General features: G+C 41.6%; 11 protein-coding genes. 3 read left to right on the top strand and 8 right to left on the bottom strand.

The annotated features are described in order from the left end of the window. Positions 1–97 precede the first annotated feature (97 nt). From IM322_RS09900 to pipX, 3 genes are all read right to left on the bottom strand, one after another. Positions 98–670, bottom strand: a complete 573-nt coding sequence (locus IM322_RS09900; RefSeq protein WP_287075766.1) for a cell division protein SepF — start codon at positions 668–670, stop codon at positions 98–100. Positions 671–990: 320 nt separating this feature from the next. Further along, a complete protein-coding gene (locus tag IM322_RS09895) occupies positions 991–1,650 on the bottom strand; it encodes a YggS family pyridoxal phosphate-dependent enzyme (RefSeq protein WP_287075768.1) in 660 nt (219 codons plus the stop codon). Between the two features lie 3 nt (positions 1,651–1,653). After that, positions 1,654–1,926, bottom strand: coding sequence for a transcriptional coactivator PipX (pipX, locus tag IM322_RS09890; protein ID WP_002796317.1), 273 nt, complete (start codon positions 1,924–1,926; stop codon positions 1,654–1,656). A 516-nt stretch (positions 1,927–2,442) separates the two neighbouring features. Here pipX and IM322_RS09885 point away from each other — a divergent pair. After that, on the top strand, positions 2,443–3,984 hold the full coding sequence (locus IM322_RS09885; protein WP_287673778.1) for an NAD(P)H-quinone oxidoreductase subunit N: 1,542 nt from the start codon (positions 2,443–2,445) through the stop codon (positions 3,982–3,984). Positions 3,985–4,161: 177 nt separating this feature from the next. Here the strand turns inward: IM322_RS09885 and IM322_RS09880 are convergent, their stop codons facing one another. The 4 genes from IM322_RS09880 to ychF all read right to left on the bottom strand — a co-directional run bounded on the left by IM322_RS09880 (position 4,162) and on the right by ychF (position 9,356). Beyond that, complete coding sequence (locus IM322_RS09880; RefSeq protein ID WP_287673773.1) at positions 4,162–4,413, bottom strand: hypothetical protein; 252 nt, start codon at positions 4,411–4,413, stop codon at positions 4,162–4,164. Positions 4,414–4,708: 295 nt separating this feature from the next. Next, the gene (locus tag IM322_RS09875) at positions 4,709–5,356 is read right to left on the bottom strand and encodes a PEP-CTERM sorting domain-containing protein (protein ID WP_287673766.1); all 648 of its coding nucleotides are present in this window, start codon (positions 5,354–5,356) and stop codon (positions 4,709–4,711) included. A gap of 390 nt (positions 5,357–5,746) precedes the next feature. Next, positions 5,747–7,780, bottom strand: coding sequence for an N-6 DNA methylase (locus IM322_RS09870; protein ID WP_287673764.1), 2,034 nt, complete (start codon positions 7,778–7,780; stop codon positions 5,747–5,749). A gap of 484 nt (positions 7,781–8,264) precedes the next feature. Then, positions 8,265–9,356 carry a redox-regulated ATPase YchF gene (ychF, locus tag IM322_RS09865; RefSeq protein WP_286826198.1) on the bottom strand — a complete coding sequence of 364 codons (1,092 nt, stop codon included), beginning with the start codon at positions 9,354–9,356 and terminating at the stop codon, positions 8,265–8,267. A gap of 379 nt (positions 9,357–9,735) precedes the next feature. On the opposite strand from ychF, the gene IM322_RS09860 reads away from it, so the two are divergent. Next, positions 9,736–11,769, top strand: coding sequence for an elongation factor G (locus IM322_RS09860; protein WP_287673759.1), 2,034 nt, complete (start codon positions 9,736–9,738; stop codon positions 11,767–11,769). Positions 11,770–11,898: 129 nt separating this feature from the next. Here the strand turns inward: IM322_RS09860 and IM322_RS09855 are convergent, their stop codons facing one another. After that, the gene (locus IM322_RS09855; protein WP_287673753.1) at positions 11,899–13,818 is read right to left on the bottom strand and encodes an ATP-binding protein; all 1,920 of its coding nucleotides are present in this window, start codon (positions 13,816–13,818) and stop codon (positions 11,899–11,901) included. Between the two features lie 165 nt (positions 13,819–13,983). Between IM322_RS09855 and IM322_RS09850 the strand changes: the two genes are divergently transcribed. Then, positions 13,984–15,045, top strand: coding sequence for a dicarboxylate/amino acid:cation symporter (locus tag IM322_RS09850; protein ID WP_287673749.1), 1,062 nt, complete (start codon positions 13,984–13,986; stop codon positions 15,043–15,045). Positions 15,046–15,116 lie beyond the last annotated feature (71 nt).

Below are 15,116 nucleotides of genomic sequence, written 5' to 3'. Positions count from 1 at the left end.
GGCAGATTTAGATATCTTACCCCCAAAAAAACGCATCCTCTCGAGAATCGATCGATTTCTAGCTTCGACAAACTTAACGAGAGGACTATGGGAGGATTCATTGAGCTAATCGACTGCTTTCGGCTCCCCAAGCAGGTGCGGGGGAAACGGGACGAGCCATTTTCGGGTTGTCGGTGATATCGTGAATAGTTCCGGAAAGGGTGCTAACTTTAACGCAGCTGGGGGTAAATAGGAAAATACTCTCACCGATGCGTTCTTGATGACCATCAATCGCGTAAGTGCCACCGGCGACAAAATCCACGGCTCTTTGTGCTTCTTCGGGATCCATGACGTTGAGGTTTAAAACCACCGATTTGCGTTCTCTCAGGGTTTGGATAACTTGGGGCATTTCCTCGAAGGAATGGGGCTCGATCACGACTACTTCTGCATTATTGTTGTTAATACCTGGCATACCGATCACGTTGCTTCTGTTGAGTCCCATAGATGTGGCTGTACTGAGATTTAAAGGTTCGCGTTGACGACGATTGAGGGTATCTTCTTCTTCGTTTTGATCCCTATCTTGGGGGGAAGACTTTTCCCAGTTCATTTCTTCGTAGTCGGTTTCGTCTTCGTCTTCTGGTTGTTCGGAGATGCCGACAAAATCTTTGAGTTTGGTAAAAATGTTGTTCACAGTCTAAGTGTCCTTCAAAAGATTTTTTAGGTGGTCTTGGCTAGAGTCGGGGTTATTTTAGTGGCCTTTAACAACTTTTGCTCTTACTTGGTACAGGGGAACTATTTTGTTAAGGGTTCGTCATTCTAGTCGTCTGGAGGCAGCGGTTAGTTCCCTCTTTTCAGTTATCAGTTATCAGGGGATAGTTTTCAGGGATTGGGAAAAAGTCAATTCCTCATTTCTAACCACCGGTTTCTAGACTAGACGCTGTAATTTTAAGATATATTGTCACCGATTATTAAAATTTCTAGGGGTTTTTTCTGTAAATTTACGGAGATGGCTTAGTAGATGCGATCGCCAAAGATGCTGGTTCCCACCCGGATCAAAGTGGCTCCAGCCTTGATGGCGAGAGGATAATCGTTAGACATCCCCATGGATAGATGAGGCAGGCATAAACTAGAGCTATTCTCGATTATTTGGGCTAAATCCCCGGTTTTTTCAAAGGCGGCTAACTTTTCCCCGGCGGATAATCCCTGGGGTAGAATTGTCATCAAACCTTGAATTTTTAGCTGTTTACAGTTGACTAAAGCGGGAATATCTGCTAGTAATTCGTCCGTGTCCCAACCGAACTTATCGGGATCGGGGACAACTTTCACCTGTAGCAAAACTTGGGGATTAATCTCTAATTCCGCCGCTAGGCGATCGAGTCTTTGGGCTAATTTTAAACTATCGAGGGAATGGATTAAATCAAAAGATTCTAGGACTTTGCGGGCTTTATTTGCCTGTAGATGCCCGATAAAGTGCCAAGAAATATCTGGGAGGTCTTTTAGTTCTTGCTGCTTCGAGATTGCTTCCTGTAGCTTACTTTCAGCAAAATCTCTCACTCCTGCTTGGTAAGCTTGACGGATATAATCGCTCGATACCTGTTTACTGACGGCAATCAGGCGCGTGGAGGGGGGTAGGGTAAGACGGATTGACTCGATACGACTAGCGATCGTCATGAACTAGACTGAAAAGGTTTGTTGATAAGTTTGGTTGAGACTGTTAAATTCTTGCATATTACTGCGCCGTCGCAAATTCCGCAGCCGGTTTTCCACTAAAAGACGAGCATCGGAACGACTAATCGGATCGAACGAGACTTTTTTGGGCCCCACCGTCACCAGAAAAAAAAGACGTTGGGCATAAAGAGTGGTAAATAATTCCTGATGTTCTTCTAATAGACAGACTCTGTATAATAGACCGAAAGTGGGATGATTGAGATAGGTTTCGTTACTCATTCAAGCGATCGCTAAAGGAAAAGGATTGAGCGAACTAGAAAGTTTTTCAACAACAAAATCAAGCGGATGGCTCACAAACAACTGATTTTCCGGGTGTTTCCCCTAGCCTGATTTTACCAGAATCCTTCATTGACAACTAACGATGCCAGTCTATGTCATGATTTCCTGAGTTTTCACTTTTTCCCTGTTAACGTGGATACATCTCGGTGACAACTTGTCACCATCAGAAATTAGCTCGGCGGCAAAAATCAAAGATTTTCATTTAGCTGAGGAGACTCCGAGACTCCGAGACAGGAGGATAAAAAAGACAATAGACAACTAAAATACCCATAAAAGCTAAGATTATATCAAATTTATCAGGTTTTTTAGATATTTTAACTCGATAGCGGCGATCGGTGAACTGAAAACTCACATCTGATCACTGATAACTGATAACTGATCACTGAATCACTGATGAAATGCCCTAAGCTTGTATTAAGCCTTTTTTAACTTCAAATTCCTTTAACCTCAATCAATATGGATTTTTCTAGTCTTGTTGCCAGTCAGCTAAACGCCGGTGCTATCTGGCCTGAAGGAATCCTGATTATTACCCTGATGGTGATTTTAATCGGCGATTTAATCGTGGGACGGAGTGCCAGAAGTTGGCTGCCCTACGTTGCGATCGCTGGTCTGCTCGCTGCTGTGGTTGCTCTCTATTTTGCCTGGGATAATCCGAAACCAGTAGCCTTTTTAGGGGCTTTTGAGGGTGATAATCTCAGTATCGTCTTTAGGGCGATTATTGCTCTTTCTACCGCCTCCACAGTGCTGATGTCTGTCCGTTATGTGGAACAAGCGGGAACTTCCCTAGCGGAATTCCTGGCCATTATGCTCACCGCAACTCTCGGAGGAATGTTCCTATCTGGCGCTAGTGAATTGGTGATGATCTTCATCTCCCTAGAAATGCTCAGTATTTCCTCCTATCTAATGACCGGTTACATGAAGCGGGATCCTCGATCGAACGAGGCCGCTTTAAAATACCTGTTAATTGGAGCTTCTAGTTCGGCGATTTTCCTCTATGGTGTTTCCCTTCTCTACGGTTTATCTGGAGGTGAAACCAGTTTAAGCGCCATTGCTCAAAAATTAACCGCTGTTAACGGTGGTCAGTCCCTGGCCTTGGCGATATCATTAGTTTTTGTGATTGCCGGTATCGCCTTCAAAATTTCGGCGGTTCCCTTTCACCAGTGGACTCCTGATGTGTACGAAGGTTCACCCACTCCCGTGGTCGCTTTCCTCTCGGTGGGTTCGAAAGCGGCGGGTTTTGCCCTAGCAATTCGCCTATTAGTGACGGTTTTCGGTCTAGTCAGCGAACAATGGCGGTTTATCTTCATCGCCCTAGCAATTTTGAGCATGATCCTCGGCAACGTGGTTGCCTTGGCCCAAACTAGCATGAAACGGATGTTAGCCTATTCCTCGATCGGTCAGGCGGGTTTTGTCATGATTGGTTTAACCGCCGGTACTGACGCGGGTTACTCTAGCATGATTTTCTATCTGTTAATTTACCTGTTCATGAACCTAGGAGCTTTTGCCTGTGTGATTCTCTTTGCTCTCAGAACTGGAACCGATCAGATCGCTGAGTATTCGGGACTCTACCAGAAGGATCCGCTCCTAACCCTCTGTTTAAGCATCTGTCTGCTTTCTTTAGGGGGAATTCCGCCTCTAGCGGGCTTCTTTGGCAAGATTTATCTATTCTGGGCCGGTTGGCAAGCGGGACTTTATGCCCTCGTCCTCGTGGGTTTAGTCACCAGTGTGGCCTCGATTTACTACTATATCCGTGTGGTCAAAATGATGGTGGTCAAGGAACCCCAAGAGATGTCCGATGCGGTGAAAAATTACCCCGCTATCAATTGGACTCTTACCGGGATGCGTCCCCTACAGGTGGGTATTGTCCTCTCCCTAGTGGCGACTTCCCTAGCTGGTATCCTTTCCAATCCTCTCTTTACCCTAGCGACGGATTCCGTCACCACTACCCCCATCCTACAATCGGCGGCTCTGGTGACGCACATTTCCCAAGCGAATTGAGAATCCCTGTTGATTTATCGGCGTTGTCAGATCAGAATAGGAAAGATGCCATGCAATCCTTGCTATCAAAGTAATTTCAGTTCCAGGCTGATTCGGAGCATCTTTCAATTTGACAACGCCTATTGTAGGGCTAATTCCGGAATTAGCCCTACACCTAATCCGTTTTTAATAGTGTGATTAACTCTCAATTTGTTCTAAAATAGAGGCTAAAATATCTGGAGTGAATCCGTTAGCTTCTGCTTCATCAGTAGCTTGATCCATAATTATTGATAATCTCGCCGCTGCTTTTTGACGATATTTTTCTAATTCTAATTGAATAGTTTCAGTTAATTTGTTTTCTATTTTCGCTCGGTCATTGGGTTTAATTTTAGCGTAATATCTAGCAATTTCTAAAGGAACTTGAATAGTGATTTCTGTCTTGCTATTCATGGTAAGTAGCTGGTTATAATTAAATTAAAAATCGATTTTAGATTCGATCCCCCCTGCCCCCCTTGATAAGGGGGGTGTCTGATAATTTTTAACGCCTACCTACTTAATTGATTGTTTTTTTACTTTTAACAGACCTCTATTGTAGCACAAAATCACCATACTCATTCAATTTGACAATATTGATGTAAAAGTTGCCATTGGATCAAAAAAATCAATGAATAGAAACATGGACTAAAAATAACCCCCCCTCAACTGGCTAATTGAAGGGGCATTTATTGTATTTTTAATGAGCAATTTAGCCAACTTTTGTGGTTTCTTTTTCGATGGATTGGGATGGCTTTAGTTTGCGCTTGAGGGTTGAAGCTGCGCCGAGAGTGCTAAGGACTCCAAGACCAAAGAGGGAGGCGGGTTCAGGTACTTGTTGTACTTGTTGTACTGTCCCAAAAGTTACGGATAAAGCTACTGAAGCAGCAACATTTGGGGATGTATTGATGGCGATTTCAAAACCAGGATTACCATCAGTACCAATTACATAAAATGGACCACCGAAACCCGTGGACGAGTTCACAAACGCTAAATCAGCTGGGTTACTCCCATTAGCATTAGCTGTATTAAAAGTTAACGTTGAAGATGTGGCATTAACCAAAAATTGCCCTGTTCCCGAAATGTTAGAAGTGTCCGCAGCATTTAAAACAGGAAAAGGATTACCATTAACTGTCAGGATAAGGTTAACGTTGGTAAAGGGATTAGGAGTACCATTCTGGATAGTATAGCTGCCTACTGGCACATCTACGGTTCCCACTAAAGAAGCGTTATTACCTGATTCACTCCAACTGCGGTTAACAGTAAAAGTAACGGCCGTTGCTGCGACAGGAGTGAGCATAGCAGCGAGAGAAGTTGCGCCAGCTAAAGCTAGGGTAGGAATTAATCGGTTTTTAATCATCTTGATTGAACAAACGGGTGACTGGATGCAACTATCGTCTTCCTTGCGGCCTGGTCAAGCAACAGCCGAACCCAAGACAAAATGAGGACAGTAAGAGGATACACATTTACCCCCCCTGAACTGTATTAAAAGATACAATTTAATAAATCTTTACATTCTTCATTCGTTGAGTATAGGCTACATATCAGGACAGACAAAAGGGTGAATAAATAATCAGTTTTTAATAACCAGATTTAGCGTTGGGTTTCATGCTTCAACCCAACCTACGTTCATCTAAATCCGTTGAGTATAGGCTACATATCAGGACAGGCAAAAGGGTGAATAGATAATCAGTTTTTAATAACCGGATTTAGTATTAAGACTTGTTCTAGGCTTAACCTGCTTTTTGCCTTACTCAAATTGGCCAAGTAAAAGACTCATTTCGTTAACAACATTCTCACTTGCTTTTAATGCTTCTTTTCTAATTGCTTGAATTTCAGCCATACTTTTTGCTATTCTCTGCTGTTCAGATTTGGGTGGAATAGGCACTAAAACTTTTGACAAATCATCCACTAAAATAGTAGGAATCGCATGACCTGTCATGTACCTTTTAATCTGGCGCAAAAAAAAGTCTGTTCGCATATATACTAATAAAAACAAAGGCTCGACTCCCTGAATATTTCTTAATACCGAAAATCCATTTGAGCAAATTGCTCCGTCTTCATCTTCCGTGATTAGGGCTGTTGCTTGACGTGAGCTTCCTGTACTTGCTCCTGAAATTGCTGTAATAATATCACCTTTGTACAATCTATATGTTGCGCGAGATGGAGCTTCATGTGCTTTGATTATTTGTTGAGAAACAACTTGCATTGTACGATAATCAACATCGGAGATAGCGATATATCTAATTTCACTGTCCCTAGCTAAACGAAAATCAGCCGCAGCTCTCAAAATATCGGCAATTTCACCTAAAGGTTTCGCTCCAATAGATTTTAGATGTTCTAATAATTTTTGGTCATTGGGTAAATAATGTTCGGCATCCAGTCTCGAATTGAGCAGGGTATTCTTAACTGTATAAATACAATCGCTGTTTTGTGCAAATTCGCCATTGATAAATGACCTAAAAGATTGAGAAATATCATCTATATCATCGTCAACTATTGGCAAACCTGATTTTGTTCGGGCTATAACTCCCGACTCGTTGCGCTTATATATTGTTTGTCCTTTAACGTCATAGCCTATTTTTTTGATTTGTGCCATAAAACAAGAATCATTGTCTGCTGGTAATTTTTGAACTACCAAAAGTGATGTCTTGATTCCAGTGCCGTAGGGTACAAAGGCTTCCGGCGGTATGGAAACAACACCTAATATTTTTGTTTGGGAGCGCAACCAATAGCGAATCAGTCCATTAGAGATATTTTGTAATAGACCATCGGGTAAAACAATTGCCATGCGACCACCTGCACGCAATAATTTTATAGATTTCTCAATAAATAAAATATCGGGCGACTGACCTGCTAAAACGGTTGGGGAAACTTCCCAACCATTGGACGCTGATTTATGCCATTTCCGGGCAAGAAGATATGATTTAAGAATTTTCTGGTCTTCTACTTTGCCTTTATTTCCAAAAGGAGGATTTGTCAAGATAACATCAAAAGAGTTATTTAATTTTTCATCTTCGATAAGCGCATTAGTGCAGATAATTTCTGAACCTGTGCCACCTTCAAAAACTAAACGAATCATTCCCGAAAGGGCGACATCGGGATTAAATTCAATTCCCGTAATACTTTCTTGCACAAAAGTTGCTATATCGAACTCTGGGTTATTTTGTCGAACATGGTTTATTGCTTGAATTAAGAAACCACCACTTCCGCAAGCAGGGTCGATAATTTTTTCTTTTGGTTTGGGGTCTATCATTTCAACCGCAAGGCGTACAATTGGGTGAGGGGTAAAAAATTCTCCCCTATCTCCACGCTGGTGTCTATTTACAAAAGTTTGAAAGGCTTCACCTTTTATATCGCCAGATGTTTTACTTAAATTGATGTACTGTAACTTTCCTACAATATAAGCAAGAGTCAAAGGTTTTAACTTGAATGTGTCATCGGTGAAAAATCCCCGATAATGATTCTTGATGGAGGTAAATAATTGACTGAGACGCGACATAAATTCATCGGACTTATTGGCTACGATGGCTTTATATTCACTTGCTGTAACGCCAAAATTTACAGATTGCTTGGCAGATTTTTCATCATGAAGTTTGATGATGATTAGTTTAACCATCTCGTGAAAAATCTTGTCTTTGAGCATTCCTTCGTTGGCGTAAATATAATTATGGCACTCTTCAAAAACTGCTGCAAGATTGTTAGAAGGCCGTAATTCCTGAATTTGGGGGAGTTTTTCAGGTAACAGGCTGTCTTGGGAAAATAACAATCCTTGCTCTTTCATTGACTGCGCTTGATTTGACCGTTTCCCCTTGCGGGTTGTTGAATAGATAGACTATTTTTAGCCTCGACTGCATTCCTAACAAACCAGTCTTTTAGTGGACAGAAAGCATCGCCATCTTGATTAAACAATAACTTGCTCCTATACTCTGATTGTAGAATATAAATTAGAGTATGTCAAGAGATAAAAAATTCAGTTTAATGTTAACCAAAGTGAGTAAAAAAAGCTTAGAGATTATGCCAAGTCATACTAAATCCGTTGAGTATAGGCTACTGATGAGGATAGGCAAAAGGCAAAAGATACAATAGATAATCAGTCTTTAATAACTGGATTTAGTATCAAAAGACTTTTCTATGGCAGAAATCTTGAGGGATTATATCAAAACATTGCGGACGACTGAATAAATTCAGTCATGCTCTCGTGTTATTTTAGTAAAATTGTTTAGCCTTTTGATCAGGTGGGTGGCACTCACCTGATTTATTTTTAGCTATACATTAAAACGGAATAGTAAAACATCACCTTCTTGAACAATGTATTCCTTGCCTTCACTTCTGACTAAACCTTTTTCTTTAGCGGCGCTCATTGTGCCACTATTAACTAAATCCTGATAAGACACGGTTTCTGCACGAATAAAACCCCGTTCAAAATCCGAGTGAATAACTCCAGCTGCCTGGGGTGCTTTCATGCCAGAAATAATCGTCCATGCGCGGGTTTCTTGGGGACCGGTGGTGAGATAGGTACGCAGTCCTAATAACTCGTAGGTAGCTTTAATTAAAGATTTTAATCCCCCTTCTTCTACTCCTAAAGAACCGAGAAAATCTTTTCTTTCTTCTTCCGACAATTCCACCAATTCCGATTCCACTTGAGCAGAAACGATCACAACTTTTGCCTGTTCCTGTTGGGCAATTTGACGGACACTTTCTACCCAATCATTACCCGTGGCCAGATCATCTTCGCTAACATTAGCGGCATAAATAATCGGTTTACGACTCAATAAACCGAGATTTTTAATTAACTCTTCTTCCTCTTTGCTTAAATCCACTTTTCGCGCCGAAATACCGTCATTAAGACAAATTAGGATTTTTTCAAGGATAGCCAATTCTTCGGCGGCTTCCTTGCTATTTTTCGCCTGTTTGCGTAAACGTTCCACCCGCTTCTCCACCTGTCCCAAATCCGCTAGAGCTAACTCTAGATTAATCACCTCGATATCGCGGGCCGGATCCACAGAACCGGAAACATGAATAATATCATCATTATCAAAACAGCGCACCACATGAACGATCGCGTCCACTTCCCGGATATTAGCCAAAAATTGATTACCCAATCCTTCCCCCTGACTCGCACCCTTGACTAATCCGGCGATATCGACAAATTCGATCCGCGTCGGCACGATTTTCTCAGAATTAGAGATTTTAGCCAAAACCTCCAGACGTTCATCGGGGACGGATACCACACCCACATTCGGTTCAATGGTACAAAAGGGAAAATTAGCGGCCTCGGCCTTGGCATTAGCCACCAGAGCGTTAAATAGGGTGGATTTTCCCACATTTGGCAGTCCCACGATTCCAGCTTTCAACATAAAAATTGCTTGATAAACATCATCCCGACCTCTCACTATATCAGGCTGCCTCTCGTTTTTGTGAATCCAGTTGATGAGAAAGACTGTGGATAGTCAACAGCTTAGTTCACATTTATTTAACTTCCTTAACTAAAAGTAGGCGAGACTTTACAAGAGATTGCGAGAATGGGATGTAATGCTTGAGACTGAGTTAGGGTGAAAAGTAAGAAAGAATACACTTGTAGCACTGGGCAAAATTATGGCAAGACAGGCCTTTCACTTCTAACTACGTCCTGAGAGTAATTTTCAGTGCTATGACAGTATATTTCCTAGGGCGATCGAGTGTAAATATCGTCCCATCGCCACAACTAATCACTAAATCATTGTTGGGGGTATCTGTATGAATCAAAGTATCGGAGCAAACACCCGTAATGTGGCCCTTGTCGGCCCCTACTCCAGTGGAAAAACCTCCTTACTGGAAAGTTTACTTTTCGTAACAGGAGCCATCACCAGAAAAGGCAAAATTAGCGATCGCAATACCGTCAGTGATAGTTCCACGCAAGCGCGGGATCGACAGATGAGTGTAGAAGTTTCCGTTGCCCATAGTCAATACCAAGACCTAAATTTTACCTTTCTCGATTGCCCCGGTTCGATCGAATTTGCCAGTGAAACCTATAATGCCCTCGTCGGGGCCGGTGCTGCTATTATCGTTTGTGAACCGGTGGTCGATCGAGTTCTCACCCTGGCTCCCTTGCTAAAATTCCTCGATGATTGGGAAATTCCGCATCTAATCTTCATCAACAAGATGGATCGCTGTAATAGTCACTTTAACGAAGTCCTACAAGCTCTCAAATCCGTTTCTAGTCGTCCCCTCGTTCCCCAGCAATATCCTATCCGGCAGAACAACGAAATTATCGGATTTATCGATTTAATCAACGAACAGGCTTATCATTACCATGCTAACAGTCCCGCCGATCCTGTACCTTTACCCGACCACCTCAAGGAAGAAGAACAGATTGCTCGACAAGAAATGCTAGAAACGATCGCCGAATTTGATGATCATCTTTTAGAAGAACTCCTCGAAGATATTAACCCCTCCCGGGAAGAAATTCTCCAAGACTTAAAACAAGAACTGGGAGCCGATCAGATAGTACCCGTGTTCTTAGGTATGGCGGAACGGGACTATGGTGTGCGTCATCTCCTCACCGCTTTAGTGGAAGAAGCACCGGCCCCGACAATTACTGCCAACCGTCGCGGTCTCGATCCCAGTGCGGATGGGGATGCGGTGGTACAAATCCTCAAAACCTATTTTACTCCCCAGGGCGGTCGCCTCTCCCTAGCGCGAGTCTGGCAGGGAACCCTTAGCGATGGCATGGCCTTGAACGGTGTGCGGATTGGTGGTATCTATCGTCTTATGGGACAACAACAACAACCCTTACAGCAAGCGCAAGCGGGGGAAATTGTCGCTCTCGGTCGTTTGGAGGGAATCGCCACCGGAGATGTGGTTAGCAGCGGCAGTCAAAAACCCGATCTTCCCAAAGGATTACAACTCAAACCCGTCTTTGCCTTGGCTATTGCCGCCGTCAATCGCAAGGATGAAGTGAAATTAAGTTCAGCTTTGACAAAACTGATCGAAGAAGATCCTTCCCTCTACTGGGAACAACACGGTGATACTAAAGAAGTGATTCTTTGGGGACAGGGAGAAATTCATCTGCAAGTGGCCCTCGATCGCCTGGCGCGCAAGTATAATCTACCGATGACCACCCATTTACCCCAAGTTCCCTACAAGGAAACGATCAAAACCAGCACCAAATCCCACGGACGTTATAAACACCAAACCGGCGGTCACGGTGCTTTTGGCGATGTTTACCTCGATATTAAACCCCTGGCCCGGGGGGAAGGTTTCCACTTCCATGAAAGCATTGTCGGTGGTGTCGTCCCCAAACAGTATATCCCCGGGGTGGAAACGGGAGTGCGGGAATATCTCGGTCATGGTCCTTTGGGTTTCCCCGTGGTCGATATCGATGTCACTCTCACCGATGGTTCCTATCACAGTGTCGATAGTTCCGAACAAGCTTTTAAACAAGCGGCCCGTCTAGCGATGACGGAAGGACTGCCTAAATGTCATCCGGTCTTATTAGAACCAATTCTATCGGTGACGGTTCTCGCTCCCTCAGAATACACCGCCAAGGTTTTGCAGTTAATCAGTGGCAAACGCGGTCAAATTCAGGGTTTTGAAGCTTCCGAGGAGTGGAAAGGTTGGGATCAGGTAACGGCCTATCTCCCCCAAGCGGAAATGCACGATTTTATCGTTGAATTGCGTTCTTTGACTATGGGTGTCGGTTTCTTCCAGTGGGATGAGGATCACCTGCAAGAAGTGCCAGATAAACTGCGTGATGCGGTTTTAGCCATGCAGGGTAATGGTAACAAGTAAAGTCTTCTTGGCTGTCACTAAAATAGAGCGATAAATTACCAAGAGATGGGCTTTTATTGGCTCATCTCTCCCTTTTTTGGCAAAAAATGACAGAAGGGTTCGATAAGATTCTCTCAAGTTTGTACTGTCTTATAAATTCTTGTCTGTGTAGTTCAATAATATTTCTAAGACCTTTTTAAGTTCGATAATTGGCAATGCCTGTTGTCTTCCTGCTCCAATTAAACGATGTGTAACACCATAAAAAATATTTGTCTCAACGTCACGTTCCATTAATGTATCGCCTTTTTCCTTTAGAAGTTTATTCTTATTTTCAAAGTCTATATCCCAACACACTAATATATTAATATGATTAGCATCTTTTTTATTATTATTAATATCTGGATAAATATCTCGTAAGTTTTTCTTAAATTCTATCAAGATGTCTTTTCTTAGACTACTTCCATAAGTTGTAAAAATTTTCTTATGTATTCCTAGTTGATTGTCATTTGAATAATATATATCTTGAGACTCTGTTAAATTATAATAGTACAAACCATCATAAACTTGATAGCCTGACAGTATTTTTAATTCATAGCCTTTAAGAAGATTCTTAGCAACAATTTCAATAAAAAGGCCGAGAACCTCCTGCTCTTCTAGCGGTGGTAAATACTTTTGAGTTAAAGATGATTCAAAGTATCTTTTTTCTTTCAATTTATCATTTAATTTTTCATAAGGTATATAAAAAGGATCGCTAATTCTTGTTCTAGTATCTCCTTCAACTATGTAGCGACGATATTTAATATAGTTTCTGTCTTTAAGTATCTCAAATACTTTATCCGATATCTGTTTCATTCGATAAGGACTAATTCCTTTTCTACCTGAGTCTAACTCCGTACGAATTGAATTATCTTTTATATCTACTAAAACCGTGTAGGGAAAGTAATTACTGCCATCAAATGGATCTATGCAAATTCCCGTAGGCATTCCATTGATTGCCAACCAGCATCCGTGTTCTATCTCGAAGTCAGTAGAAGAACTATCATCCTTATTTTTGAATCTTTTGTTAAAGTCATTGATAAAGTTCTTACTGGTAGCAGAAATTAAAATTCTTGCGGACAAAGGATTTTTAGAACCAAATTCAATTTCATCTATTTTTTCGTCTAGAAGATTGACTTTAAAAGCAGCCTCTTTTTGTGTTTGGGAGAACTTGTCATCGCCTAATTTTATCAAAGTTTCGTACTCGTCTGGTCTATCATAAAATGATTGCTCAATTCCAACCACTTCTCGAACAATTTCCCTGACAGTTAAATAGCCAGTTTTAATTTTAAACTTCTGACCATCTACCTTAAGGCTAAATTGAAAATACTCTTTTGAAGAGAAGACTTTATCTAGGGTTCCAACCACAGACCTTGTTCTCAAAATTGCCTCGATGGTTTTTTCACATTTGGCAAAATTAAAAGCTGTTGATAGTGTTTCCTCTACTACTTCATTGGGAAAATCCTTAGGAAATTTAACAGTTATCTTTGTTTGAGATTCTTCTGAAGTTGATTGACATTTCTGACCAATTTCTTCTTCTTCTGAATTTGGCAATTCTGATTTAGAGTAGATAAAGTGATATAAATCTCTATAGGTTCTTGATGCTTTTATCCCGTCTTTGATACTCTCAATTTTCAATAAATTACTTTGAAAAGCAACAAAGGTAAATCCATAACCCATAAATCCAAATTTTCCAGTATTTTTCTCTCTTTTTAAAGATTTACCATTAACTAAAATCTTAGATATTTCTGATTCTTCTATACCAATACCGTTATCTGTGATGATGATTTCTCTTTGCTCCGTATTTATTTCTAACTCGATCCGACCTTGCTCGATTTTGTCTTCTCCAAATTTTTCTATAATGGCATCGGCACTATTTTGCAAAAGTTCTGTGTAAATATCCCAAGTGTGTCTATAGCTGGATATTATTCTTTCAATGTTTGATCTTATTTGTGATGTTTGTTGTTTGGATAATTCCTCTTTAAGTATATTTTTCTGTTGTTTTTTTTCAAATTCTCTTACAACATCAGCCATAATATTAGTGCCTTAATGATAGATTTGAGTTGTTCATAAAACCATGGCTTTCTATAGTATCATTGAACTAACCAGATGTCAAACTGGAAATGACAGAAGGGTTCGATAAGATTATCCTAGTGCTATACTGCCCCAAATTAGTCTCGGAATTCTCAACTTAACGCCATGAATTTATCTAACCTGATCTTAGTCGCCCTCGGTGCAGGAATTGTTTTCGGTGCGCTGCTCAATGGTTTTTTTCCTGCGCTAATCCTACCCTTAGATGACTATATTCTCACGCCGGTGGGACAGGTTTTTCTGCGTTTAATTCAATTTGTGGTGGTTCCGATCGTTTTTTCTTCCCTTATTTTAGGATTAACCCGGGTACAGAATGCGGCGCGGATCGGTAGATATTTACTCAGATTGATGACTGGCTATCTGCTAACCAGTACACTTGCTCTGTTAATTGGCATGGCCACGGCGTTGCTATTAAAACCGGGGATAGGTTTAGAGGGATTTGCCACTAATGCCGCCATGACCACCAATACACCCGTATCCTTGAGAGATTGGCTGATTAGCTTGATCCCGGTTAATCCCCTAGAAGCTCTTACCGGGGGCAATCTTTTACAGGTAATCGTGACGGGAGTTTTATTTAGTATCGGCATCGGACTGGCTAAAGAGGGGGCAAAACCTTTTATTCTGTTGATAGACAGTCTTTATCTAATCAGCGAGAGAATCCTATCGGTGATTCTTTATCTAGCACCTGTGGGGGTATTTGCTCTGATGGCTTCGGTTATCGCCACCCAAGGATTAGAATTAGTGGCGAGACTTTTTTTCTATGTTTTTGGTCTGTTTTTGGCTAGTACCTTGATGATTGGGGTGTATGTTTTGCTCCTTTTTGCCCTCAAAGGAGAACCTCGACGCTTTTTTAGCTCTTTATCGGAATCTTTATCGTTAGCTTTCGGTACTGCTAGTTCTAACGCCGCTTTACCCGTGGTTTTGCGGGAAATTCAAGAATACGGTTTACCCGAAGATATCGCCAGTTTCGCTATTCCCTTGGGAACGGTACTAAAACGCGATGGTTCGGCAATTTTACAGGGATTTAATGCTCTTTTTATCGCTCAGGTGTACGGAGTTCCTTTAAGTCCCTCTTTGTTATTAGCGATCGCATTGAGTGGTTTATCGAAAATTTGGGTTAAAACCCCGTCCTTTGAGGACGGCTTTAAGCTACAATGGAAAAAGCGATAACCAAGCTAAAAACTGAACCTTGACCACAGATAGTAGGGGGTTTCGTTCAGAAAAGACTTCAAATTCGGCCT

Source organism: Microcystis sp. M109S1 (assembly GCF_020247025.1).
In the GTDB taxonomy this organism is placed as follows: Bacteria; Cyanobacteriota; Cyanobacteriia; order Cyanobacteriales; family Microcystaceae; genus Microcystis.
Note: the sequence above shows the minus strand (reverse complement) of the source record. Positions and strands in the feature narration are given on the sequence as shown.

Excerpts from the sequence above, each read along its gene's own strand:
- IM322_RS09850 (WP_287673749.1), top strand. The coding sequence starts at position 13,984 with ATGAATTTATCTAACCTGATCTTAGTCGCCCTCGGTGCAGGAATTGTT.
- pipX (WP_002796317.1), bottom strand. The coding sequence starts at position 1,926 with ATGAGTAACGAAACCTATCTCAATCATCCCACTTTCGGTCTATTATAC.
- IM322_RS09895 (WP_287075768.1), bottom strand. The coding sequence starts at position 1,650 with ATGACGATCGCTAGTCGTATCGAGTCAATCCGTCTTACCCTACCCCCC.
- IM322_RS09875 (WP_287673766.1), bottom strand. The coding sequence starts at position 5,356 with ATGATTAAAAACCGATTAATTCCTACCCTAGCTTTAGCTGGCGCAACT.
- IM322_RS09885 (WP_287673778.1), top strand. The coding sequence starts at position 2,443 with ATGGATTTTTCTAGTCTTGTTGCCAGTCAGCTAAACGCCGGTGCTATC.
- IM322_RS09880 (WP_287673773.1), bottom strand. The coding sequence starts at position 4,413 with ATGAATAGCAAGACAGAAATCACTATTCAAGTTCCTTTAGAAATTGCT.
- IM322_RS09870 (WP_287673764.1), bottom strand. The coding sequence starts at position 7,780 with ATGAAAGAGCAAGGATTGTTATTTTCCCAAGACAGCCTGTTACCTGAA.
- ychF (WP_286826198.1), bottom strand. The coding sequence starts at position 9,356 with ATGTTGAAAGCTGGAATCGTGGGACTGCCAAATGTGGGAAAATCCACC.
- IM322_RS09855 (WP_287673753.1), bottom strand. The coding sequence starts at position 13,818 with ATGGCTGATGTTGTAAGAGAATTTGAAAAAAAACAACAGAAAAATATA.
- IM322_RS09860 (WP_287673759.1), top strand. The coding sequence starts at position 9,736 with ATGAATCAAAGTATCGGAGCAAACACCCGTAATGTGGCCCTTGTCGGC.